At 70.2% G+C, this 23,081-nt stretch carries 21 protein-coding genes, 1 tRNA gene and 1 pseudogene; 14 read left to right on the top strand and 9 right to left on the bottom strand.

Annotated elements, in window-relative coordinates; translation table 11 throughout:
- Positions 1–147: 147 nt before the first annotated feature.
- Positions 148–924 (bottom strand): SDR family oxidoreductase, encoded by a 777-nt coding sequence (locus LX15_RS05745; RefSeq protein WP_253668432.1) that lies wholly within the window; start codon positions 922–924, stop codon positions 148–150.
- A 19-nt stretch (positions 925–943) separates the two neighbouring features.
- Complete coding sequence (locus LX15_RS05740) at positions 944–2,251, bottom strand: M20/M25/M40 family metallo-hydrolase (RefSeq protein ID WP_253668628.1); 1,308 nt, start codon at positions 2,249–2,251, stop codon at positions 944–946.
- Between the two features lie 150 nt (positions 2,252–2,401).
- Here LX15_RS05740 and LX15_RS05735 point away from each other — a divergent pair.
- The 12 genes from LX15_RS05735 (at position 2,402) to LX15_RS05680 (ending at position 12,022) form a co-directional block, all read left to right on the top strand.
- Positions 2,402–2,488: transfer RNA gene (locus LX15_RS05735), tRNA-Leu, on the top strand.
- A gap of 1,260 nt (positions 2,489–3,748) precedes the next feature.
- Complete coding sequence (locus tag LX15_RS05730; RefSeq protein ID WP_253668431.1) at positions 3,749–4,276, top strand: ATP phosphoribosyltransferase regulatory subunit; 528 nt, start codon at positions 3,749–3,751, stop codon at positions 4,274–4,276.
- A gap of 3 nt (positions 4,277–4,279) precedes the next feature.
- Positions 4,280–5,569 (top strand): histidine--tRNA ligase, encoded by a 1,290-nt coding sequence (gene hisS / locus LX15_RS05725; protein ID WP_253668430.1) that lies wholly within the window; start codon positions 4,280–4,282, stop codon positions 5,567–5,569.
- 124 nt (positions 5,570–5,693) lie between these two features.
- Positions 5,694–6,080 (top strand): hypothetical protein, encoded by a 387-nt coding sequence (locus LX15_RS05720; RefSeq protein ID WP_253668429.1) that lies wholly within the window; start codon positions 5,694–5,696, stop codon positions 6,078–6,080.
- A 56-nt stretch (positions 6,081–6,136) separates the two neighbouring features.
- Entirely contained in the window at positions 6,137–7,339 is a 1,203-nt protein-coding gene (locus LX15_RS05715) for a helix-turn-helix domain-containing protein (protein WP_253668428.1), read from the top strand.
- Positions 7,340–7,685: 346 nt separating this feature from the next.
- Positions 7,686–8,243 (top strand): bifunctional DNA primase/polymerase, encoded by a 558-nt coding sequence (locus LX15_RS05710; protein WP_253668427.1) that lies wholly within the window; start codon positions 7,686–7,688, stop codon positions 8,241–8,243.
- 569 nt (positions 8,244–8,812) lie between these two features.
- Positions 8,813–9,076, top strand: coding sequence for a hypothetical protein (locus LX15_RS05705; RefSeq protein ID WP_253668426.1), 264 nt, complete (start codon positions 8,813–8,815; stop codon positions 9,074–9,076).
- Between the two features lie 82 nt (positions 9,077–9,158).
- Entirely contained in the window at positions 9,159–9,518 is a 360-nt protein-coding gene (locus LX15_RS05700; RefSeq protein WP_253668425.1) for a hypothetical protein, read from the top strand.
- A gap of 666 nt (positions 9,519–10,184) precedes the next feature.
- A complete protein-coding gene (locus LX15_RS32990; protein WP_253668424.1) occupies positions 10,185–10,472 on the top strand; it encodes an RNA polymerase-binding protein RbpA in 288 nt (95 codons plus the stop codon).
- Positions 10,453–11,199 carry a hypothetical protein gene (locus LX15_RS05690; RefSeq protein WP_253668423.1) on the top strand — a complete coding sequence of 249 codons (747 nt, stop codon included), beginning with the start codon at positions 10,453–10,455 and terminating at the stop codon, positions 11,197–11,199. Before LX15_RS32990 ends, LX15_RS05690 begins: the two co-directional genes overlap by 20 nt.
- Positions 11,186–11,476, top strand: coding sequence for a hypothetical protein (locus LX15_RS05685; RefSeq protein WP_253668422.1), 291 nt, complete (start codon positions 11,186–11,188; stop codon positions 11,474–11,476). The genes LX15_RS05690 and LX15_RS05685 overlap by 14 nt, the downstream gene beginning before the upstream one ends.
- Before the next feature lie 348 nt (positions 11,477–11,824).
- A complete protein-coding gene (locus LX15_RS05680; RefSeq protein WP_253668421.1) occupies positions 11,825–12,022 on the top strand; it encodes a hypothetical protein in 198 nt (65 codons plus the stop codon).
- Between the two features lie 647 nt (positions 12,023–12,669).
- Here LX15_RS05680 and LX15_RS05670 read toward each other — a convergent pair.
- Complete coding sequence (locus tag LX15_RS05670) at positions 12,670–13,401, bottom strand: alpha/beta hydrolase (protein WP_253668420.1); 732 nt, start codon at positions 13,399–13,401, stop codon at positions 12,670–12,672.
- Between the two features lie 213 nt (positions 13,402–13,614).
- On the opposite strand from LX15_RS05670, the gene LX15_RS33470 reads away from it, so the two are divergent.
- Positions 13,615–14,214, top strand: a complete 600-nt coding sequence (locus LX15_RS33470) for a relaxase domain-containing protein (protein WP_372502411.1) — start codon at positions 13,615–13,617, stop codon at positions 14,212–14,214.
- Here the strand turns inward: LX15_RS33470 and LX15_RS33465 are convergent.
- A pseudogene (locus LX15_RS33465) lies at positions 14,193–14,717 on the bottom strand (FAD-dependent oxidoreductase); the annotation flags it as partial. The gene LX15_RS33470 and the pseudogene LX15_RS33465 overlap by 22 nt on opposite strands.
- A 1,364-nt stretch (positions 14,718–16,081) precedes the next feature.
- On the opposite strand from LX15_RS33465, the gene LX15_RS05660 reads away from it, so the two are divergent.
- Positions 16,082–16,951, top strand: a complete 870-nt coding sequence (locus LX15_RS05660) for a class I SAM-dependent methyltransferase (protein WP_253668418.1) — start codon at positions 16,082–16,084, stop codon at positions 16,949–16,951.
- Here LX15_RS05660 and LX15_RS05655 read toward each other — a convergent pair.
- The 5 genes from LX15_RS05655 to LX15_RS05635 all read right to left on the bottom strand — a co-directional run bounded on the left by LX15_RS05655 (position 16,935) and on the right by LX15_RS05635 (position 23,013).
- Positions 16,935–18,224, bottom strand: coding sequence for an MFS transporter (locus LX15_RS05655; RefSeq protein WP_253668417.1), 1,290 nt, complete (start codon positions 18,222–18,224; stop codon positions 16,935–16,937). The two genes, LX15_RS05660 and LX15_RS05655, sit on opposite strands and share 17 nt — an antisense overlap.
- The gene (locus LX15_RS05650; protein WP_253668416.1) at positions 18,224–19,069 is read right to left on the bottom strand and encodes a M24 family metallopeptidase; all 846 of its coding nucleotides are present in this window, start codon (positions 19,067–19,069) and stop codon (positions 18,224–18,226) included. Before LX15_RS05650 ends, LX15_RS05655 begins: the two co-directional genes overlap by 1 nt.
- A 49-nt stretch (positions 19,070–19,118) precedes the next feature.
- Positions 19,119–19,811 carry an HAD family hydrolase gene (locus LX15_RS05645; RefSeq protein ID WP_301304078.1) on the bottom strand — a complete coding sequence of 231 codons (693 nt, stop codon included), beginning with the start codon at positions 19,809–19,811 and terminating at the stop codon, positions 19,119–19,121.
- A 719-nt stretch (positions 19,812–20,530) separates the two neighbouring features.
- Entirely contained in the window at positions 20,531–21,682 is a 1,152-nt protein-coding gene (locus LX15_RS05640) for a serine hydrolase domain-containing protein (protein ID WP_253668414.1), read from the bottom strand.
- A gap of 101 nt (positions 21,683–21,783) precedes the next feature.
- Positions 21,784–23,013: a serine hydrolase domain-containing protein gene (locus LX15_RS05635; RefSeq protein ID WP_253668413.1), complete on the bottom strand. Its 1,230-nt coding sequence runs from the start codon at positions 23,011–23,013 to the stop codon at positions 21,784–21,786.
- Positions 23,014–23,081: the final 68 nt, after the last annotated feature.

Here is a 23,081-nt window from a genome sequence, read left to right as displayed (position 1 = left end):
CTGTTCAACGCCGAGGCGGTCGACTGCCTCCGGGCCGACCTCCCGCGCTGTCGGGTTCGGGAGCAGGTCCATGTTCGCCGCCGCATCGACGGCCCCGAGGGTCTCCCCCACCCCAAAGGGTGCTCGGGGTGGAGGAGACCAGTCCACTCAGCCCAGCACGACGTCCGGCGGACGCTCGCCGCTCGCCGGGCCGGGCAGGCCTCGGAACCGGTAGGGCGCGGGTTCCCGGCCGGGTTGGACGATCCACGCCGACCCTGGCTCCGCCTCGGCCAGCATCGCCGCGACCGCGTCGGCCACCTGCTCCGGGGTCAGCAACGGGAAGCCCGCGCCGGTGAGCTGCTCACGGGCGGGACCGAGCAACCGCGTGTCCGCGAACCCCGGGCACAGGGCGCACAGGCGGATGCCCTCCGCCGCCAGCGCGGCACCGGCCGCGCGCACGTAGCCCACGACCGCGTGCTTGGACAACGTGTACAACGGGTCGGCCGGCATGGGGGTCAGGCCCGCGAGCGAGGCGGTCACCACGATGGTGCCGCCGCCCCCGCGCCGCAACGCGGGAACGGCGGCACACGTGCCGTAGACGACGTGGTCGACGTTCACCCCGACCAGTCGGCGGTAGGCGGCCACGTCCAGCGAGGCGTCCACCCCGGTCTGGCCACCCCCGATCCCGGCGTTGAGGTGCGCCACGTCGAGCCGCCCGAACTCGGCCTCGACCCGGGCGACGGCGTCGGGCAACGTCGCGGGCTCGGTGACGTCGCCGGCCAGCGCCAGGCCGCCCACCTCGTCCGCCACCGCCCGCGCGGCCCCCTCGTCGAGGTCGAGGACCGCGACCCGGGCGCCGAGACCGGCCAGCCTCCGCGCCGACGCCGCCCCGATCCCCGACCCGCCTCCGGTGACCAAGGCCACCGTCCCGGACAGCTCGCCCATCCCGTCGCCCCTCCCAGGGTCAGCAGTGCCGCATGAACCGGTCCAACACCCGCGTGCCGAACTTCAGCGCGTCCACCGGCACCCGCTCGTCCACGCCGTGGAACAACGCCGAGAAGTCCAGGTCCGGCGGGAGCCGCAACGGGGCGAACCCGAAGCACCGGATGCCCAGCCGGTCGAACGCCTTGGCGTCCGTGCCGCCCGAGAGCATGTACGGCACCAGCTTCGCCTCCGGGTCCTCGGCCAGGATCGAGGCGTGCATGGTGTCCACCAGCGCGCCGTCGAACGTGGTCTCCACCGCCGGCAGGTTGGCCACCCACTCCCGCTCCACGTCGGGGCCCAGGATCTCGTCCAGCTCCCGCTCGAACGCCTCCTGCCGGCCCGGCAGCACCCGGCAGTCCACGACCGCCTCGGCGACCGACGGGATCACGTTGGCCTTGTAGCCGCCGGTCAGCATCGTCGGGTTCGCGGTGTCCCGCAGGGTGGCGCCGATGATGCGGGCCAGGCCGCCGAGCTTGGCCACCGCGCCGTCCAGGTCGTCCTCGGGGAACTCCAGGCCCGTCAGTTCCGTGATCGCGGCCAGGAACTCGCGCACCGAGTCGGTCAGCACCAGCGGGAACCGGTGCCGGCCCAGCCGGGCCACCGCCTCGGTCAGCTTCGTGACCGCGTTGTCCTCGTGCAGCATCGACCCGTGGCCGGCGCGGCCGCGCACGCGCAGCCGCAGCCACGCGATGCCCTTCTCCGCCGTCTCCACCAGGTAGGCCCGCACGCCGTCGCGGACCGTCACCGAGAAGCCGCCGACCTCGCCGATCGCCTCGGTGACGCCCTCGAACAGCTCCGGCCGGTTGTCCACCAGCCACTGCGACCCGACCAGGCCGCCGGCCTCCTCGTCGGCCAGGAACGCGAACACGATGTCGCGGGGCGGGGTGATGCCGTCCCGCTTCAGGCGGCGCGCCGTCGCCAGCGTCATCGCCACCATGTCCTTCATGTCGACCGCGCCGCGGCCCCACACGTAGCCGTCCTGCACCGCGCCCGAGAACGGGTGGACCGACCACTCCGAGGCGTCCGCCGGCACCACGTCGAGGTGGCCGTGCACCATCAGCGCGCCCCGGCTCGGGTCGGCGCCGGGCAGGCGCGCGAAGACGTTGCCCCGGCCCTTGGCCCCCGACTCCACGTACGTCGTCTCGAACCCGACCTCGGCCAGCTTCTCGGCGACGTACTCCGCGGCGGCCCGTTCACCCACCACCGTGTCCGCCTCGCCGGTGTTGGTGGTGTCGATCCGGATCAGGTCACTCGCCAGAGTGACGACCTCGTCCTCGGCCAGGGCCATGCCGGCGGGGACGGGAATGTCGCGGGGGTCGTTGTGCGTGCTCACCACGCCTTCCTACCACCGGCCCCTCGACCCTGGGGACCCGATTTGGGCGGGTCGCGAACGATCAGTTATTCTTGCCGGGCACGTGGCCGACGGGCCGCGCGCGACGTCCGAGTGGCGGAATGGCAGACGCGCTAGCTTGAGGTGCTAGTCCCCGTATAGGGGGTGGGGGTTCAAGTCCCCCCTCGGACACCAAAACGTGGCACATGTGCGCCGTAATGGTGTTCATGTGCCACATGATGCTTGGTCGCCCCAGACCCGGTCAAGCCGGTGACCTGCGGATTCACCAGGGCGAGCCGCAGGCGCGGCAGGAATGCTGCTCACGGAGAAGTCTGGGCGTTCATCCAGACTCCCGGTTGACCGAACCCACCCCCTCGCGCGCCTTCCACGGCAGGGTGAGCACTGATCACTGGGCATCAGCGGCCGAACGGTTGGCTCGGGAGCCTGTCCATCCCGCCCACCGTGACGTTGCTTTTCGTTGGTGTGGTCGCCCTGGCCCTGAACGTGTCTGAACCCCTCGTGGAGGGCCAGTTCGACAGTTTTCGGCGTCGGTCGGCCAGTCTCTGTCGGTAGGCGGGCACCGTGAGCAGGGGCTTGTCGGCGATGTACGCCGCGGCTTGGGCCAACGCCAGCGGCAGATGTCCCAGATCTGACGCCAACCCGCGCAGGTCTTCTGTGCCTGAGGGTGCGGCGGCGTGTTCGGGCAGTTTTGTGGCCAGGTAGGCGGTTCCGTCTCGCTGAACACCCCGAGCTCGACAGCCGCCGGTCCTGGCGGGCCAGGGCGGCCTCCCGACGCCGGGTGGTCACCACGACCTGCCCCGCCTGGCCGTGTTGGGAGATTGTCGGCGGCGTCCGACCAACGTATGCGCTGGTCTTGTCGGCGTGGAGGCAATGGGACGAAGGGGATGTCGGGCAGATGCCCTGATGGCCGGTTGGGCCAGGCAACGGACCACGCGGCCGAGTTCCGTGACGAGCTGGCTCCCGCGCGACAAAAGTTCACCCGATCGAGGAGGGCAGCGCTGCTGCCATCGGGTCCGAATGGACCAACGGCTCGTCCCGCCGTTGGCCTGCTGTGGCGTGATCCGCCGAGCCCGTCGTGAAGCTCGCCATTCCTCGTGGGCTCTGGTCGCGCGCGTAGATCCCCAGGTCACAGCCCAATTGTGAGGATAACTCGCGAACCGGGAAGATCGCTTTCTCGAAAGATCAGCTTTGTCCGCGCTTCCCGAAACGATGCAAGGCTGCGACGAATGGCCTAGTAAACGGCAGTCACCCTAGTCACGTGGGAATACGCCGTTCGTGTTCCCGGCCGGCGCACCTGACCGTCGTGAGAGGTGAAGGGTCCGAGGCGAGCTGGACGTCCTGGTCGAACAGCGCCTTCCGGCAGGTCGCTTCCGGGTGGGTTTCCGCAGGTCGCGACCCTGACTCGCGTCGCTGCGCTCGCTGTGAAGTACATCGATGCGGATCAGCGCGACTGAATGCCGATTTCCGCTCGTCGGTCCTATCACGCCGATCAGCGATGGCCCTATCGACCTGTGTGTGGTGCGGTCACACGAGTACTACAGCGGTGTGGCGTTCGAGGTCGACGTGGTCGCGGACGGGATGGCGTTCGTGGAGGTGGGCGGCGGCGGCCGTTACGACCGTCTGGTGGGCCACTTCGTTCCCGCAGGCGGCAGGCGGAGTGTTCCCGCGACCGGCTTCGCGTTCGGTGTCGAACGCCTGGTCCACCTGCTGGAGAGTCTTCATCTCCTGGGACCTGGCCGGTCGACCGTTACCTCGATCGGGCTACACCCCGGCTCCGCCGAGGTCCTGCTCGTCCCTGCGGCGAGCACGGGTGGGTACCTTGAGGCCGCCCGCGCTGCGGCGGAGCACCGCGCCGCCGGTCGCGCAGTCGACATCTACCTCGGCGCGCCGGAGAACTGGCGCGACTACGCCCTCGCGCGCGGCATTCGACAGACACAACCGCTGCTCGTCGTTGAGGACTGACAGGTGAAGATCGACAACAGCCCGCCCCGCGGCACCCGTGACCTGCTTCCCACCACTGTCGCCGTGCGCGACCATGTCCTCAGCGCGATCACTGAGGTGTATCACCGGTACGGCTACCAACGTATCGAGACCCCGGCCTTGGAGGACATCACCCGGCTGACCGGCGGCCAGGGCGGAGAGAACGAAAAGCTGATCTTCAAGGTGTTGCGGCGGGGACTCGGCGACCCCGTGGAGGCGGGCACGAGCCTGTCCGAGCTGGTCGACCTCGGTCTGCGGTTTGACCTGACCGTGCCGCTCACCCGCTTCTACGGCAACAACCACGCCGCCCTGCCGCTGCCGTTCCGTTCCTTCCAGATCGGCCCGGTCTGGCGGGCCGAGCGCCCGCAGAAGGGCCGTTACCGGCAGTTCTACCAGTGCGACATCGATCTGATCGGTGAGGCGAGCGTGCTGGCCGAGGTGGAGCTGATCGAGGCCACCACCGAGGCGCTGGCCACCGTTGGCCTGTCCGGCACCACGGTGCGACTGTCCGACCGGCGGTTCCTGTCCGCCCTGGCCCGGTCCGCAGGGATCCCCGAGGGCGCCTGGGACGGGTTCTTCATCGGCTTGGACAAGCTCGACAAGATCGGCTGGGACGGGGTCCGGACCGAGCTGGTGGAGCAGCGCGGGCTCCCCGCCTCCGCGGTCACCACCGCGTTGGAGAAGATCGCGGGTCTTCAGGGGCTGGACGCGACCAAGGTTGCCGACGCGATCGCCTCCACGGTGCCCACCCTGGACGAGGGGATCATCCAGGACCTGGCGACCACCACGGGTTGCCTCGACCAGATCGCCACCGCACGTGAGCTGCGGTGGGAGTTCGACCCCACTCTGGTGCGAGGAATGGGCTACTACACCGGGCAGATCTTCGAGATCTCCCACCCCAGTACCTCCTCCTCGGTAGCCGGTGGCGGGCGCTACGACCGGCTCATCGGCCGCTCGCTCGGCAAGGACGTGCCGGCCTGCGGCTTCTCCATCGGTTTCGAACGGATCGTCGACCTGCTGGAGCAGGCACCCCGGCGTGACGTCGTCGCCGTGCTGTACGAGGCTGAGGTGCCCGTCGCCGACGCCCTTGCGATGGCACGTGAGGTCCGCGCCGAGGGTCGGACGGTGACGGTGATCCGCCGCGCGGGCAAGTTCGGCGCCCAACTCAGGCGACTGGAAACCTGGGGCATCACCTCGTTCGTGCACCTGCGCGCCGACCGTGACCCCCACTCCCGGCCCGAGGAACGCCCCTTGGGCCAGCAACCCCAGACCTAGAACGAAGAGGGGAACGGTGCTGTCGCCATGCTCGCTGAGGCGTTCGCGCTCGTGAGTCCACACCTGGCCGACCGGCGCGAACGCGCACCTGGCCGAAGCTCGGCTGATCGCCGACCGACTGGACTTGGAAGTCGGTACCTGGGCTCGTCTGTGGTTCGGGCGCACGAACATCGGAATCTGGGAGACCAGCCTGGCCGTCGAGTTCGGCGACACAGGCCGAGCCACCGAGATCTCCCGAGGCGTGCGAACGGAGTTGATCCCCTCTCCCAGCCGCCAGGCCGAGCACTACTGCGATCTCGGCCGAGCCCTCCTTACCCAGAAGGCGCGCCGTGACGAAGGCTTGTCTCTTCTCCTGCGCGCCGAACACCTGGCGCCGCAGAGGGTACGGACGGACGTGTTCGTCCGCGAGGCCATCGCCGACCAGATACGAGTCGCCCGTCGCGACGCTGGCGGCCGCGAGCTGCGTGGCTTGGCCTACCGCATTGGTGTCGCGCCGGTCGGGACGCCGTGACGACGGCTTCTACTGTCGCAAACGCGCTTCCCCGTCCGTGACGAAAGTGGGTCGCTGTGGATGTCGAAGCCCAGATTGGCCGCCGGGTCCGGGAGATCCGCAGCTGGCGACGCATGACGCTCTCCGCGACGGCCGGCCTCGCCGGGATCTCGCCCGCCTACCTCAGCATGATCGAACGCGGCCTCCGGCCAGTGACGAAACGTAACGTGCTGGAAGGGCTGGCCTCGGCGTTGCGGGTCTCGCCGAGTGATCTCACCGGTAAGCCTTACGCTCCCACCGATCCCGTTTCCGACCAGGCTCACGCAGCGCTGAACGCTCTGGAAACGGTACTGACCGAGTGGTGGCCGGACGAGGTTCCGGACGGCGACGCCCGCCCCTGGCCCGTGTTGGAGGCTGAACTGCGAGCCGTCAACGAACAGCTGCGGCCTCGATCCGACTATGCCGGTATGGGTACGGTCCTTCCCGGTCTGATCCACGATCTACTGATCCATGCCGCCGATCCGAACCTTCGTCGTCACGCTCTCGTGGGCCTGGTCCACGCCTACCATGCTGCCGGGCGGGTCGTCTGGGCCCTGGGAGCTGTCCACCTTGCCCATGTCGCCGCCGAACGTGTGCACAGCAGTGCGCTGGCCTTGGGTGATCCGGAGTGGCTCGGGTTGGCCGCCTATACGCGTGCCCAGTACCTTTCCTCTCGGTCACGGCCTCGTCAGTACGCTCTGGCGCTTGTCGCCGCGGACATGCCCCATACCCGGTTGGAGACCCGTGGGATGGGCCACCTGGTCGCGGCGCTGGCCGCCGCAGCACAGAAGGACGCACAGACAGCGGCCATGCATCTGGACGAAGCCGACCGGATCGCGGACAAACTCGGGGTGGCGAACTCGGCGTGGGGCGGCGCGACCCTGAACTTCGGCAAGACCAACGTCGGAATCTGGCGGGTCTCCCTGGGAGTGGAGCTCGGCTTGGGCGCGAAGGTCGCCGAGATCGCGCGTGGGGTGGCTTGGCGAGAGATCCCCGTGTCCCGACAAGGCGCATACTGGATCGACCTTGGCCGTGGGCTGCTTCAGGAGAAGCGCACGCAGGCACAGGGCCTCCACGCGCTCCTGACAGCTGAGGAGCTAACCCCGCAGCAGGTGAGGAACAACGCCTTCGTTCGGGAGGCCGTGTCAACCCTGCTGTACCGCACACGCCGTGAGGCCGGTGATCGAGAGCTGCGTGGCTTGGCCTACCGAATGGGTGTAGCACCGATCGGGCGAACCTAGCTCGCTTTCACATGCTGTGAAAATTCGCATCCCTGGCGTTCTACCTTCTATCTCGTGAGTTGCCCCGATCACAGACGGAGCTGACTTCACAGAAGAAGCGGGAACGCCAGGGACTTCTTGTCTTTGGCTCCAGTTCCTGTTTCTCGTCAGGCGCAGCGGAGCGGCTGCTGTCCTATCCCGCAGGTATCGATCTTGCTTCACGCGCCTACGGGACGTGACACCGCGTTTGCATGCGGGCCTCTATTAAGGAGAGGACAAGAGGTAACGCCATGTCGGTGACATCACCCCTACGGAACGGAGTCCGGGTTACCTGGCTCCTGATGACCACATCATGGAGGGAGGCAAGGTGACCTCGCTTCACCCCATGCCCGGGCTGGCGTTGACCGAGGCACGTGACGCCGTCGTCGCCTACGCGTCCCACCGCTGGCCGATCGTGCCCGGCGACCCGACCTTCCTCCCGGTGGTGCGGCCCTGCGGAAGCTCACCCAGCCTGTCCGTCACGCAGGCGCTCGAAAGCTGGACACACGCCCCATATCCCATCCTGCTGCCCTGTGGGCAAGGGATCGACGCAGCCGAGATTCCCGCCGGCGACACCCACCGCGTCGTCCACGCTCTGCGGGAATCCGGCGCCCTGGGGCCGATCATCCTGACTCGCCACGGGTCCTGGCTTCTCCTGGTGTCGTCCGGCCCCCCGCTGCACCCGTCGCTCGGTGTTCGGGTGCTGGGCGCGGGGTCATGGGTGGTGCTGCCACCCACGAAGCAGTACGGGCACCCGTGTCGGTGGCGGGTCTCACCACAGGCGGTGGACTGGGCGATCCCGCCCCGAGACCTGTTGCAGGACGCGTTGTTCCGAGCCTGGCGCGCCCCGGTGCCAACGGAGCACCAGCGATCGCGCTCGTTGTGATCGCACTGAGCCTTTCGGCACCGGTGTCATTCGGAGTCCGGACTGTTGGTGGGCGGGTGGTGGGCATCCCGCCGACCGTGCCTGTCCTGCGACCTGACCCACCAGGCCCAACCGCACACGCCGTGACCCGGTCTTGACGTACCTGCTCGGCCTCGGCCGGGTGGACTGGCCACCTCGTCCAGTCCGCGACGGCGCCGCTCCTACTCGCACCTGTCCCAGGGCTGTCCACTGTGGAGTTTCTCGTGAACACTCCCGGATCGAAGCTCGATCTCGGCCCTGACCAGTCCATCCACACCTGGGCCCCTGCGCAGGCCGGCTCCACGCCTACCCCGGCACCACCCGCCCCGACAGCGTCGTCGTCATCACCCTCTGCCGCCTCACCGTCCTCATCACCACCCGCCACATACCCCTCTCCTGGCCCTTCTGCGAGGTCTGCCGAGGAGTGGTTGGCCTGATTCGCCAACGGCAGGCCGCCCTCCAAGCCCTTGAGACCACTTCCGCCGCCTACCGGCACCACCCTGCTCTGCCGAACCGGCTACGACCTCTAACCACCAGAAAGCCCCAGCCCCATGCTCACCACCAGCGAGTTCGGCGTCGCGCTCGCCGTCAGCATCGCCCTCACCGTACCCCTGCGGCTCCAGCACTGGAACCAGTGCTTGCGCGTGGTGTGCCTGGCCTGCGCCCGGGAGAACACCATCCCCGCACCACCACCCGGCGTCACCGTCGCCGACGACTCCCACTTCCAGCCCGGGCCACCCCTGCGGGAGCGCTACCGCCTCACCTGGTTCCTGATCCTGCTGCTCCTGCTCTCGGCCGGTCTCTGCCTCTCCTGACCCGTCCTTCCCCTGCCACAGGAAGCACCGATCCCTTATGCGATTCCGCAAGAAACGGTCCCTTGTGGACACCCGGCGGCTGATGCCGAACCTCCGAGTGCTCCATCTCGCCACCCCCGAGGAGGTGGCGGCGTGGGAGGCGCGCATGGCGCCGCTGCGGCGCCGCCGGGTCCGGGTTGTCCTCCCGGCTCCGCCCCTGGCGTTGTTGGCCCTACGAACTCCGGCAGCGCGAACACCGAGCCGAACGCGGCCAGGCCCGTCGCCGGTGGTGGAGGCGCAGCCGATGGGCTGGATGATCGGCCTGATCGTCGTCACCGCCGCCATCTGGGCCTGTGTGCTGCTGCCGCCCCTGCTCGACCGCGCCGGGCGGGTCTTCCGCCGGGTCCGCAGGGACCTCCGCCGCTGGAACCACGAACGCAAGAACCGCAGAAACCAGCCATGACCCCTACCCCGCGCCGTGCCGGCAGTACACGACGGACAGCTCGGCGCCGCGGCGAACGCCAATTCCCTGCCGGTCCGTGACTGCCCACCCGCCGGGCGGCGGCGTCGACGACGCCCCGCGGTACCTGCCTCGCGTCTCGCTGGGACCGCGCGGCGGGACGCGGTGACGAGGCCACTCCGCCGCCCGGCCCCCGAGCCGGTTGGTCCCTGCCCGAACCACACCCACCCCGACGTGGTGTCCCCCGTCGGGCAGGGGCCAACCACCCCCACATGGTTCACGAGACCCCTGCCGGGGTTGGTCGAGCGCTCGGGATTGGCCGCCGCTCGTTCCCCCTCCCAAAGCGGCGGCGACCCACGAAGCGTGCTCCCGGCCCCGTCAGGTCGGGACCCGCGCCTCCGAGTGGGCGGGTCCCGGGGGACGCGGCGCCGACGTCAGACGGCGCCGCGTCCCCACCACCACGTCCGTCCACACACCACAACCACCACGAAGGAGAACCCTCTGCCGCCTGTTTCGAACCTTCTGGCCTGTTGGCGCGTTCGATCTCGCTGTCCTGAAGGGAGGACGGACCATGCGACACCGTGCGATCTCCGGCCGCCGAGGCACCACCGCGTCCTATCAGTCCGGCGACGACACGGATCTCGCCCCACGCTGCACGATCACCTACCGGTGCCCGCACGGCCACCCGGTGCGACTCACCTCGCCCTCGGCGCCACTCCGCCCGAGGTGTGGGACTGCCCCCGCCACAGCGCCCGCAGCACGCGGGAGGACCTCCCCGACCCACCCCCGCCGCCGCCGGTGATCAGACCGCCGAAACGCCCCTGGCAGATGCTGCGCGAGCGCCGAACGATCCCCGAGCTGGAAGACCTGCTCGCCGAGCGGCTCGCCCTGCTCCAGGCCCAGCGCCGGGCACACCCCGACCCGATCAGGACTCCTCATGACGATCACACCCGCTGACCCCGCCGTCGGCGACGCCGCGATCCCGGTGGACGCGGCGCCCGCTGTGCCTGCCGCCCCACACACCGGGCTGCTCGTCCTGGCCGCCCCGGACTGCGCCCTGCGGGCACTGCCCGCCTGCCAGGACCTCGGAGGCTGGCCCGGACGCGGCCTGGTGCTGCTGCTGCTGCGCACCCGGCGTCTGCTGGCCGACGCCGATCACGTCCGGCAGGTCCCACTCGTCCACGCCGTCACCGCCGTGCCTGCCGGCCCGGTCACCATCGACGCGCGCCTCGCCCTGGCCTACGCCCACCGCCTCCGCCAGCACCGCACCACCCGCCGATCCTCAGGCTCCTACCTACTGGGCGGGGCCGCCGTCACCGGGGTCGAACCCCTCGTGCACGACACAGCCCGCCCACCCCAGATGACGCTGGTCCCCCACCTGGCCACCCTCACCTCACCACGCGGAACCCGGGAGGCCGTGGTGCGGGAGTGGATGTGGCGCCCCGCGGCCCAGCACCACCTCGGCGTGCCCACCCTGCCCGCCCCCGAGGCGCTCCGGCCCCTGCTCCCCGGGCTGCTGCGGCTGCGGCACGCCAGCCGCCACCGGCGGCTCCCGGCCACCGACGCCGGGAACGAACTGGCACAGATCCTCCACGACCGCGTCCTGACCAGCCGGGACATCTACCAGCACACCGCGCTGATCCGCCGCCTCCTCCTGCGAGGACACCGCGATGACGCCTCCTGACCAGACCTGGCTCATCACCCACGACCAGCACCACTCGGCGCCCACCGCTGGTCCGTGTCCTCGTCACGGCCTCGACGACCAAGTGCCAGGGGTGACGGTGACCGCGCTCCTCCAGCGCGCCGGCCTGGGTCGGCCGCTGTGTCCCCGACGGCACCACCGCGCGCTGCCGCGCCTCCCCTACTCCACGCGCGCGCGGATCGAGGCGACGGCGCGACGCCTACGCACCATCCACACCCAACAGTCCATTGTGGAGCAGCGCCCGAGGGTCGCCTCGTGACTCACGATCCACCCGGGCACGACAGTGTGACCGCCAACCACACCACCGCCGAGGACATCCAGATTCTCAGGCACACCCCATGAGCGAGCCGTCATCACACGGTGGGTGATGCGTAACAGCGCCGCGCTGGAACAGGCGGCCCACGCCCCCGCCCTCCCGGCGCCGACCAGTTGTCAGGGATGTGGTGCGACGGCCCGGTACCGACGCGCCAACGGCCGACCCGACGGCCGCCTTCTTCGCCGGGGTTTGTGCGTGGAGTGCCGCCGTCTCCCCCCAGCAGCCCACCCCCCAGCCCCACCCGATCCCCGCCGCCCTCACCCTCGCCGCCTGACACGAAGAGGCCATCCCGTGAACACGATCCGCCGCATCCGGTCTCTCGTCTCCAGATGGTTCGCGCCCACGCCCGACGCCGACACCGCCGAGTGCGTGTGCTGCCACACGGCGATGGACGAAACCCTTCCGCCCGACGTCCCGCAGGTGTGCTTCGACTGCTGGGTGTGCTGTAGCCCCCACGGGCACAACCCCGACGTCCAGACCACACACTGACCGCCACGAGATACCCGAGTACGCGCCGGTGGTCCCACAGCCCAGCCGTGGGACCACCGGCGTTCGCATGCCGCCCGCCGGTCGGGCCCGGGGTGCTACCAGCCGCACACCGACACGAGCATCCGGTGGTCACCCTGATCAAGGCGGCCAGGGCGCTCGCCTGCCGCGCCTGCTCCGCTAGCGCTCCGCCGGCTTGCCACCGACCACCTTCCGCACCCACCCCAGACGGCAGCAGGCCAACCCGAACGCAGTCCCGCTCCCGCCTTGTCGTGGTCGCCTGCCCCCCTTCTTCGGACAGCCGCCGCCCCCACCCCGCCAGCGCCCGACCGCCGAACCCGCTCGCAGCCCCGCACCGCCCCGCCCCCAGTCCCAGCCCACTTCCCCGGGCACCGCAACCCACGCCGCCCTCACCCTGGCCACGGCCCCACCCCTCCTGTCCTTTCCGGATGAAGTTGGCGGACAGGCTCGCCACCGACGTGCACTTCGACAACTAGGTCCGGTCCCTGAGCAGGGTGGATTGTTCGGACCAAGATGGCGGAATCGGCAACGCAGCCCGCACCGCCATCGAGGAGGGCCGGGGCCTGTCCTCGATGGCGGCGTCCTGGCCGACAGTTCCTATCGTCTGCTGCCGGCCTGACGGCCCGGCCTTACTTCAGGTGCCGGGCGAAGAACCGGCTCCCGGCGTCCCCCTCGAACTGCGGGACGCCGGTGTGCCCGCCCATATTGGCGTGCAGCGTCTTCTCCTTGGAGCCGAAGGCGTCGAACAGGTCCAGGGCCAGATGCCGGTCGTTTCCTTCGTCGTCCCACTGCAGCAGGACCTGCAGCGGAATGGTGACCTGCTGGGCCTCCTCGAACATGGCGCGGGGCACGAAACTCCCGGCGAACAGAAGGGCGGCCGAGATGCGCGGCTCGACCACCGCCAGCCGGATGCCGATGGCGATCACCCCTCCCTCGTACCCGACCGGGCCGCCGATCTCGGGAAGCGAAAGGAGGGCGTCCAGGGTGGCCCGCCATTCCGGGACCGCCTTGTCGACCAGCGGGAGGACGAGCCGGTCGACGATCTCGCCGTCGACCGGCTCGCCGGCCTCCAGCGCCCGGCGCAGGTCGGCGCGGGCCTGATCGGCTGCGGCGGAACGGGGCCGGTCACCGCCCCCGGGGAGCTCGATGGTGGCCGCGGCGAAGCCCTCCGCCGCGGAGTGCCGGGCCCGGGCCACCAGTCGGGGGTACATCTGGTGCAGTCCGCCGGGGTGGCCGAGCAGGATCAGCGGGGCCGGTGCGGATGCGGATGCGGGCGTCCACAGGATGCCGGGGATCTCGCCGAGGGTGAACCCGCGTTCGAGGACGCCGTCGTCGAGGCGCTGTTCGGAAGTGAATTGCACGGTCGTGCCTTTCGGGAGTGCTCGTGAACGGCGCTCCCGGACGACCTATCGCCCGACCGTGACCCCTGAGGGGAGCACCCATGTCGATACGTTCACGGGTACCACCTCCTCGGTCTCTCGCACGGCCGCCGAAAGACTAGCAGTGGCCGCCGTAGTCCGCCAACGGGTTTTGCGCAGGCTCCGTGGCCGGGCGCCACGGAGCCACTCGCCTCGATGCCAAGGCCGGGCTGGTTGTCGAAGGCCCGCCACCTACCTCCGAGCTTCCGCCACCAGTCCCGCCACACCCAGCTCGGGCGGCGGTTCCCGGAGTACGGGGTCGTCGGAGACCTTCGGCGCCGGGTCGGGCGGGCCCACGTCGCCCACAACCTGCGTAACGGCCGGGCGCCGAATGATCCGATTGACGAGACCGTGCGGGCGGGTATTCGCCGCGGCGTGCAGCGGGCGGTGTTCGTCGAGCAGCATGGTCGTGCCCCCAGCGATGACGCGGAGCTCCGGAAGTGGCTGGCCCAGGAGCGCGCCAAGACCAAGACCGCGGTGTCCGGGTACGAGTTGGTGTTCGCCCCGCCCAAGTCCGCCAGCGTGGTGTGGGCGGTGTCCGAACCCGAGACCGCCCAGCGGATCCTCGCCGCGCACCGGCGGGCGGTGGCGGACACGGTGCGGTGGATCGAGGCGAACGCCGCGTTCACCCGCTCCGGCAGCGAGGGCCAAGCCCAAGTCGATATCGACGGGATCTGTGGGGCAGCGTTCGTGCATTGGGAGTCCCGCACGGGCGACCCCCATCGGGTGACCATCCGGACGGACAGCCCCGGATAGGACTCGGCCAGCTCCGTGGCCAGTTCGACGCCGGTCGGCCCGCCGCCGCAGACCACCGCGGCGCCGCCGCGCCGCGCGAGGTCGCTCAGGCGCGCGGCCAGCCGGAGCGCCTCCTGAGGCCAGGACAGCACGGCGGCGTGCTCGGCCGCCCCGGGCACGGTGTTCACGTCGGTCACGCTGCCCAGCCCGTAGACGAGGGTGTCGTAGCCGATCTTCTCCTCCCCCACCCGGACCGTCCGAGCGTCCAGGTCGATCCCGGTGACCCGGCCGACCAGCAGGCGCGCCCCGGAGCCGGCGAGCAACGCCGCCAGCGGCAGGTCGGCCACGGTCTGTCCGGCCGCGACCTGGTGCAGTCGGATCCGTTCCACGAACCGGGGCTCGGCGTTGACCAGGGTCACGCTCGCACCCCGCGGGCAGATCCGGCGGGCCAGGCGTTGGGCGGCGACCAGTCCGGCATAGCCCGCCCCCAGCACCACGACTCGGTGTCCGTTCGCCTCACGCATCCTCTCCTCCTCGCCGTCACCCAGCAGACGGGACAGCGGGTGCGAACTGTGACATGCGGGTCACGTCGGTCAGTGTGTGGCGCGGACGGGTGCACGGCCCTCCCCTGACCCTTGGGCGGCCCATCGTCCACCCGGTCGATGCCGCCTGGTTGGCGCCGCCTGACGTGCGTACTCCTGGAGGCCGGCGGCGCGACGGACGCGGGCGGGCGGCCAGCCTGCCCTCCCGGTGAGGGGGCATGAGGACACGCTCGACGGGTGGCGGGTCGCCTGCTTCGTGGCGGCCGGGATGCTCCAGACCCGCTCCAGGTCCTCCCCGCACAGGCGGCGGCTGAGTCGATCCACTTGTTGCCGGTCGCGGCGTAATGTGTCACGTCGCCGATCGCCGCCCTGGTGGTCCCGGTGCCGGCCACCACACCTGCGGTCGAGACCACGTTGCGCGGGACGCCCGCCACCGCCCCGATCCAGGTGGCACCGAGGACCACCCCCAGCCCGTCCCCCGGCGGCGCTCATGGTGGCCAGGGCAGATGCCGGTGCCAACGGGGCGGGCGGCGGTGTCACTGGCGGACTCAGAAGTCCGCCCCCGTCCCTTCGAGGTGGTCGTGTGCGAACGCCGCGACCGGAAGTCGATGTCGCTGACCTTCTTGGTGGCGAGAGCATCGAGGGGCCGGCCACTCTCTCGGCCGCCCGGCGCAGCGCGGGAAGGTCTACCCCATCACCACATCGCCAGAACCCAACACCTGACGCCGGGGTTCGTTGCCGCGCCAGGCATGTCCCGAACGCGGTCAGGGTGTGGCCGGCGCGCGCGGAGACGATGCAGTCGTTGCAGCGCACGGCTCGCAGGTACAGGTCGGCGACGGCGTCTGGGTCCCCCAGGACCAGGCGAGCTTCGGCGGCTCGCGAGAGGTAGATGACGGCTCCCGCCGGCTAACTGGCGATGTCGAAGGTGTCCTTGGCGGTGGGGAGGTGGGTGGCAGCGCGGTGCATGCCTCCCAGATTCAGAGCACAGATCCAGAGCACAGTGCGCGCCCCGTCGACCGCCGCACGAAGGTGGTGGCTCCGCCCCCACTGTGTCAACGACGCCCTGAGTGCCCCATCGCGCCCGAGTCGACGGGCGGCCGATGCTGCGGCTTCTCACCAAATCCCCGACACACGGCACGGGAATCGTTCGCGAAATCGGCCTGTCGTCGAGATCTTTCATCTGTGCTCAGGTGACCCCTGCTGGGTGCTACCGTCACGCCGACCTTCGCCCACGACCCGAGAGGGAGCCGGACATGTCCATTGTTGACTTATGGAAGGGATACCAGGAGGGCGTTGCACACGGCGTTTTGTCGGAAACAGCGAGAACACCTGACGAATTGCTGTACGTGAGCTTGGTCGCGCTCGCCGCGCAGGACCGCGACGCGGCGTTGACGCACCTGCGGTCCGCTCTAGCGGCAGCACCGGAACGGCAGGTGCTCCGGGAATGTGCGCACTATTTGGAACGCGCGACCGGTGACGCCGACACCACTGATGTCTACATCTCGCCGGACGCCTTCTCCGCGTTCGCGAGGGGCGGCGGCAACGTCGGGCTCTACCAACGCACCCACGCGGCGCTGCGGGCGCGCTACGCGGCACTGCGGCCCACGTCGCTGCTGGATGTCGGCACTGGTGAGGGACTGGCTCTCCTGCCGGCGCTCCCGGACACGATCGGCCGGGTCGACGTGCTCGAACCGTCCGCGCCGCGACTCGACGTCGTCCGTTCCGAGCTGGCCCGTCGCGGCGTCCACCACCGCGCGATCAACACGACGATCGAGGATTTCGTCGCCGCCGGCGAGGCGGACCCGGACAACACCTGGGACCTTGTCCAGGAAACGTTCGCGATGCTCGCGGTTCCCGCGCCGGAACGCGTTCCCGCGCTGCGTTGGCTGCGGCCCCTGACAAAGCGGGTGATCCTCGTCGAGTTCGATGTTCCCCGCGTCGGGCACGCCCTGCACCCCGACTGGTTCGACTACGTCGTGACGCGCTACGAGGTCGGGCTGGCCGAATACCCCGGCGACCACAACCTGGTGCGTCAGGGATTCCTCGTCCCGGTGTTCCTCGGCACGCTCCGCCCGACTGAGGACCGGGTGCATTTCGAGCAGCCGGTGGAGGACTGGCTGCACGATCTGCGGGCCGCCGGCTTCGAGGCGGCGCGGGAGCCGGAGTTCCTCGCCGAGTACTGGTGGGGCGACGCGTTCCTCATCGAGGCACGGTAGCCGCGCTCGGCCCGACGACCGCGCGGCGGGCGAACACGGCGGCCACCACGGTGCACGCCACGCCCGCCGCGCAGCCCACCGCGGTGACGACGCCGTTGGCCGCCCATCCGCCGGTCCAGGTGAGGACCGCGGCGAACAGGGGCGGGCCGGCGAAGCTGCCGACGTTGCCGCCCTGCGCGAAGGCGCCGTGCGCGAGCGCGGCCATCCGGTCGCTGGCCACCACGGGAATGGTGGCGAACGTGGCACCCTGGACGAGCCCGTCGAACACGAACAGGACGATGCTCGCCGTGAGCACGACTGTCTCCCCGCCGAGGGCGGCGAACACCACCACGCCGGCGACCGCCTCGCACACGAAGGCGCCCACCAGGATCCGGAACGGGGAGACCCCGAACCGCAGCAGCGCGCCGCCGATCACCAGTGTGCTCACGATCGACAACACCGCGAGCAACGACATCCAGGGCCCGACGGCGGCGCCGTCCAACACCTCCTCGTCGACGAGGAGCTGGCGGACGTAGGTGAGGTAGGCGTTGAACAACAGGCAGTGCAGCACGAAGGCGCCGGTGGCGAACATGATCGGCAGGTGGCGGTAGAGGCGGCCGTGGTCGCGGACGAGGTCGCGGGCCAGGCGCGCCAGCCCCACCCCGGTGGGGGCGGGCTCCAACGTCTGCAACCGGGCCAGGCGGTTCAGCCGTGGCCAGAGCAGGGCCGCGGTCACGGCGAACAGGACCGCGTTGGCGTGGAACAGCGACGGCCAGCCCCAGCGCCCCAGCAGGCCCGGCGCGATCACGTCGGTCACGGCGAAGCCGACCGCGAAGAAGGCACCCCAGATCGTCATGACCAGCGGGCGGTCGGCCGGCCGGGCCACCACGCCCATCAGGCTGGGCGCGGCGACCACGATGACGAGGTGGGACAGCCCCTCCACCACCCGCAGCGCGAGGAAGCCGCCGGTGGAGTCGAACAGCGGGATGAGCGCCGAGGTGACCGCGCCACCCACCAGCGACACCAGCAGCAGCCGGCGCCGACCCCACGCGTCGACCAACGCGCCGGCGGCGACGCCGAGCACGATGCCCATCACGGCCACGAGCGACACGGCCAGGCCACCGCCCACCGTGGACAGCCCCAGCTCCGTCGAGATCAACGGCAGTGCCGCGGGGATCTTGGCGAAGTGCATGGCGGAGCCGATCCCCGCCAGGAAGAGCAACGCGACGGTGAACCAGTCGGTCCTGGTTCGTTCCTCGCCGTAGTTCTCCCCGCTCGCGACGCCCGCGTCCATCAGATGATCTCCACCTCTGCCAGGGGGTCCTCACACCGGTCGCAGACCGCCACGCCGTCTCTCATGCTGACCACGTAGTGCAGCATCACCTTCGGCAGCGACGCATCCGCCGAAGAGACCACCTGGGGCTCGATGGTGAACTGGTTGACCGAGTCCAGCCGCCAGTCGCCGTCCCGGCGGAGGAACTTCCGGCCGTGCCGCAGCCGGTCGACCTGCTCGGGGCGCAGCGTGAACCCCACGGGCACCACCGGGAGCCGAGGCAACGTGTGGCCGATGTTGTCGCCGTTCGGGTCGGTGTCGCTGTGCGTCGTGCCGGCCAGGCCCCGTTCCGCCAACAACCGCATCCCGACGCGGTGCAGCTCGCCGGCGGTCATGTTTCCGTCCGCGGCGGCGATGATGTCGCGGCAGACGGCGCGGGCCCGCCGGAAGTGTTCGATGATTCGCGGCTGCTCGCCCAGGTACACGGTGGTCGCGAAGTCGCCGGGGAGGCCGGTCATCCGGTGGACGTTGGAGGCGTAGCCCAGGATGACGCCGTCCGCCCAGTCGATGACCCGGCTCGACACGTAGCTCTCCCGGTCCCGGAAGGTCCTGAAGTGCACCCGGCTGGCGTCGGCGCCGCTGGCGAACAGCACGGCCATCCCGTTGGACGGCGGCGTGTACCACCCTTCCCAGGTCATCTCGCCGGACGCCGCGATCCGGCGGTGCCACTGGTCCCGGAAATCGATCTCGGTGACGTCGGTCTGCCCCCGCAGGGCGCGGAGCGTTTTCAGGAAGGCCTCGGCCACGATGGTGCGCCCCGGGTTGAGGTCGCTCTCCACTCTGACCCGTAAATCGCCTGTAGACATGGTGAACCCCCAGAAATGTTGTCCTGTCTCCCGGCGGTGTCGCGCCGGTTCAGTGGCGGGCCGCGAAGGCCGCCAGGGCCGCGAAGTAGGCGTCCCGGAGGGAGCCGCCGTGATAGGCAACCGCGCTGATGGCGACCAGCCGCTCGCTCGCGTTGACCGCCACGGTGAGATCGAGCTGCTCGAACAGCGGGATGTCGCTCCCGGAGTCGCCGAAGGCGACGGTCCTCTCCCACGCGAACCCGTGCCGTGCGCACAGATCGCGTGCGATCAGCGGCTTGGACTCCGGGGTGAGCACGTCCTCCGCGCGCACCACCGCGTCCACCGTCGCGGGGTACGGCGTGGCGACGACGTGGTCGAACCCGTACTCCAGGAAGTGGTTGGCGAAGAAGTCCTGGGACATCGTGATCAGGCAGGAGACTCCCCCGCCCCGGCGGATGTCCTGGAGGACCTCGGCGATCCCGTCGAGCTTGCGGCACGAGTCGAACGCGCGGCGCGCGGTCTCGGGGGCGACCTGCCCCCACATCTGGTGGACGGCGCGGGTGAACTCGACGGTGGAGACCTCACCCAGGGCGAACCGCTCCTCCAGCCGCCGCACCTGCTCGACGCTCCCCATCACCTCGGCGACCGCGAGCAGCCCCGTGGTGTCCGGCAGCAGGGTGCCGTCCATGTCGAAGATGAACAGGCGTTTCCGGTCGAATGCCGCTGTTTCCGTTGGAACGTGTGCGGAACTCCCCGCGGTCATCGCGGATGATGCTGGCAGCACAACTCCCCCTGGTCCCCCAGTTACCCATTTGGGACGAGCCGGACGGAGCGTGTCGAACCGAACACAACGAGACAAGCCGCTGTGACACCGGTCACAAAAAAGCTGTCAGAGTTCTCTCGAACTGCGCCTTCTGGCAGGTAGGGCGGGGCGGAAGGCGCTGGGCTGGATGACCCAGCGACTTGGGGAATCCCTCCAGGCAGCGATGGAGAAGGCGGCGTGGGCCTGACAGAACACCGGCCCCATCGACCGCCGCCGTCCAGCGCACATGAGGTGCCCAATCAGGGTGCCGGCCGTGTTGCCCGACGAAGACAGGACCGATCCTGTCCGACAAGCATGGCGAGACATCACGTCCTGGCAACGGGAACCAGCCCCCGCGACGTTTCACCAGGTCACGTCACCTACCCCAGAGAAGGACAGCCAAGCCCCGGCAGACGGCATCGAGGACAGGCTCCCCGACACTCTCATCACATGGTGGCGTCTGGGCACCGTCAGGGAGGATCCCGACAGATCAGGACAACTGCTTCCCCCGTACTTCGAACTTGTCCATCTTTTCGTCGACCTGCGTCCTGGGCCGTGGCACGGCCGCGTCCAACAGTGGAACATGGGAGGCAGCGGTCAGAACATGTCGGTGCCCGGCCACTCCACACAAGGGGGGCGGACATCGGCCCGCCCCTCCCTCGTGCTTCTTCCTGTTCGGGTCAGCTCGTCGGCTGGGCCGCGTCACCGCCCGATCCGGCCTGCCCGCAGCAGAAGACCTCCTGGACGAGCCTGCGCGTCGCCTTCTGGAACGCCTCGGCCAGGGACATCGCGGCGTCGTCCACGTAGTTCAGCGCGGCGGTCAGGGTCCTGCCGCCGTCCGGCGTGCTGTACATCAGCGCGGCGTGGCCGGAGATGCCGCCGTTGTGGGTGATGACGGTGCCACCGCAGCCGGTGTCCTGCACGAACACCCCCAGGCCGTAGCCGGACTTGGGATGTGGCCGGCACATCTCGGCCAGCAGCGGGGCGGGCAGGAGCCGGCCGCCCAGGAGCGCCGAGATGAACGTGTGGAGGTCCTGGGTGGTCGAGATCATGTCGCCGCCGGTGGAGATCCAGGAGGGGTTCTGGCGGGTGACGTCGACGGTCCTCTGCTGGCCGGCGTCCTCGTACCGGTAGTAGGCGTGGGCGTGCGGCTCGGCGATCTCCGGCGAGGCGTCCGGCACCACGGTGTCCGACAGCCCGAGCGGCTCCAGGACCAGCCGCCGCATCTCCTCGGCGAACGGGCGGCCGGTGGCCTTCTCGACCAGCAGCCTGGCGATGACGTAGTTGGTGTTGGAGTAACTCCAGTCCGTCCCCGGCTCGAACCGCGCCGGCTTGGACAACGCCAGCCGCACCAGCTCCTCCGGCCGGTGGGTGGTGAAGCGGTTGTCCACCCACTCCTTGCCCTGCCAGGCGATTCCGGGCACGACCGTGCCGTCGTCGTAGTACTCGCCGGTGAAGTTGAACACCCCGCTGGTGTGCTGGAGCAGCATCCGCGTCGTGATCCGCCGGTCCAGCCCGAACTCGGGCAGGTGGTCGTCGACCGGGCTGTCCAGCCCGATCCTGCCCTCGGCCACCAGTCGCAGCACCAGGGCCGCGGTGAACGTCTTGGTGTTGCTGCCGGCGCGGACCCGCCCGTTGGTCGGGGGCGCGTCGGTCCCGCCCAGCTCGCGCAGCCCGGCGCTGCCGACCCACTCGCCCCGCTCGTCGTGCACGCGGAGCTGCACCCCGACGAAACCGGAGTCGACGATCTCCTGGATGGCCTTCCGCAACTCCGGGCGGTCCTGCTCAACCTTGGGGACGAACTCGTTCTGGTCGGTCACGGAGGTAGACATGGTTGTGCTCCTGAGAAATGCGGTGGGAAGTCGTCGGGGGTTCGGCTGCCGGGTCTGGCGGCTGTCGTGAAGGGAGGGTGTGTCGGGGCGCGTGCCGGGCGTCAGTCGTCGATCGCCTGGTAGAGGGTGGTCCAGAAGTCGTGGATGAGCCGCGCCGAGTCGGGGGTGGTCATGCCGATCTGGGTGAGCAGGATTCCGACGAGCCGCTTGTCCGGGTCGGCGTAGGCCGTGGTGCCGGTTCCGCCGTCCCAGCCGAACTGGCCGATGGACGCGTAGTCACCGCGATAGGTGCGCACCGCCATCCCGAAGCCCCAACCGCCGTGCAGCCCTTGGCCGAACGACACGTGGACGTTGTTGCGGGCCATGGTGTCCCGGGCGGCCTGCTGCTCGGGCGTAAGGCGGTTGGTGGTCATCAGCTCGACGGCGGGCCGGGACAGGATTCGCTCGGTTCCGTGCGTGCCGTGGTTCAGCAGCATCCGGAAGTAGGCGAGGTAGTCGTCCACTGTGGAGACCAGACCCCCGCCGCCGGACGGGAACGCCGGAGGCTGGCTGTACTGCCCGCTCGCCGGCTCGTCCCACACGTGGAACTCCCCGGTCCGCGGGTCGGGCGCGTAGCTGGGCGGCAGCCGGTCGATCTTGCCGGCGGGCACGTGGAAACCGGTGTCCCCCATCCCCAGCGGGTCCAGGACGCGCTCACGCAGGAAGGTCTCGAACGGCTGGCCCGTGACCCGGGCGACGAGCACGCCGAGCACGTCGTGGCTGATGTGGTACTGCCAGCGCTCGCCCGGCTGGTGCGTCAGTGGGAGCGTGCCGAGGCGGCGCATCCACTCGTCCGGCTCGGGCGCCGGCTCCGCGCCCTGGGTGAACACGCCCGACCCGAAGACCGCGTTCATGATCGGGGAGCCCAGCGCCGTCAGGTCGACGCCGAGCCCGAACGTGGAGGACAGCAGGTCCCGCACGGTGATCGGCCGGCGCGCCGGCACGGTGTCCTCCAGTGGGCCGTCGAGCCGCCTCAGGACCCGCCGGTCGGCCAGTTCGGGCAGCCACGGCTCCACCGGGTCGTCCAGCCGCAGCCGGCACTCGTCCACCAGGGCCATCGCCGCCGCCATCGCGACCGGCTTGGACGTGGAGGCCATTCGGAAGATCGTGTCCCGGCGCATCGGCGTGCCCCCGTCGTGGCGCGTCGTCCCGATCGCCTCGACGTGCGTCTGGTCGCCTCGGCTGACCAGGGCGACGAGCCCGGGGATCTTCCCGGAGTCGACGTGCCGGGCGAGCGCGTCGCGCATCCTGCGCAGCCCCGACGGGGAGAAGCCGCTGTTGCCGTTGTCCATGACGAATCTCCAAGGTGTGCGGTGTTCGGTCTTCGGGTCCCGTCGCGGCGTTCGTGGCGTCGGCGAGC

Origin of the sequence: Streptoalloteichus tenebrarius (assembly GCF_024171885.1) — a bacterium.
Lineage (GTDB): Bacteria > Actinomycetota > Actinomycetes > Mycobacteriales > Pseudonocardiaceae > Streptoalloteichus > Streptoalloteichus tenebrarius.
This window is presented reverse-complemented; position numbering and strand designations above follow the sequence as displayed.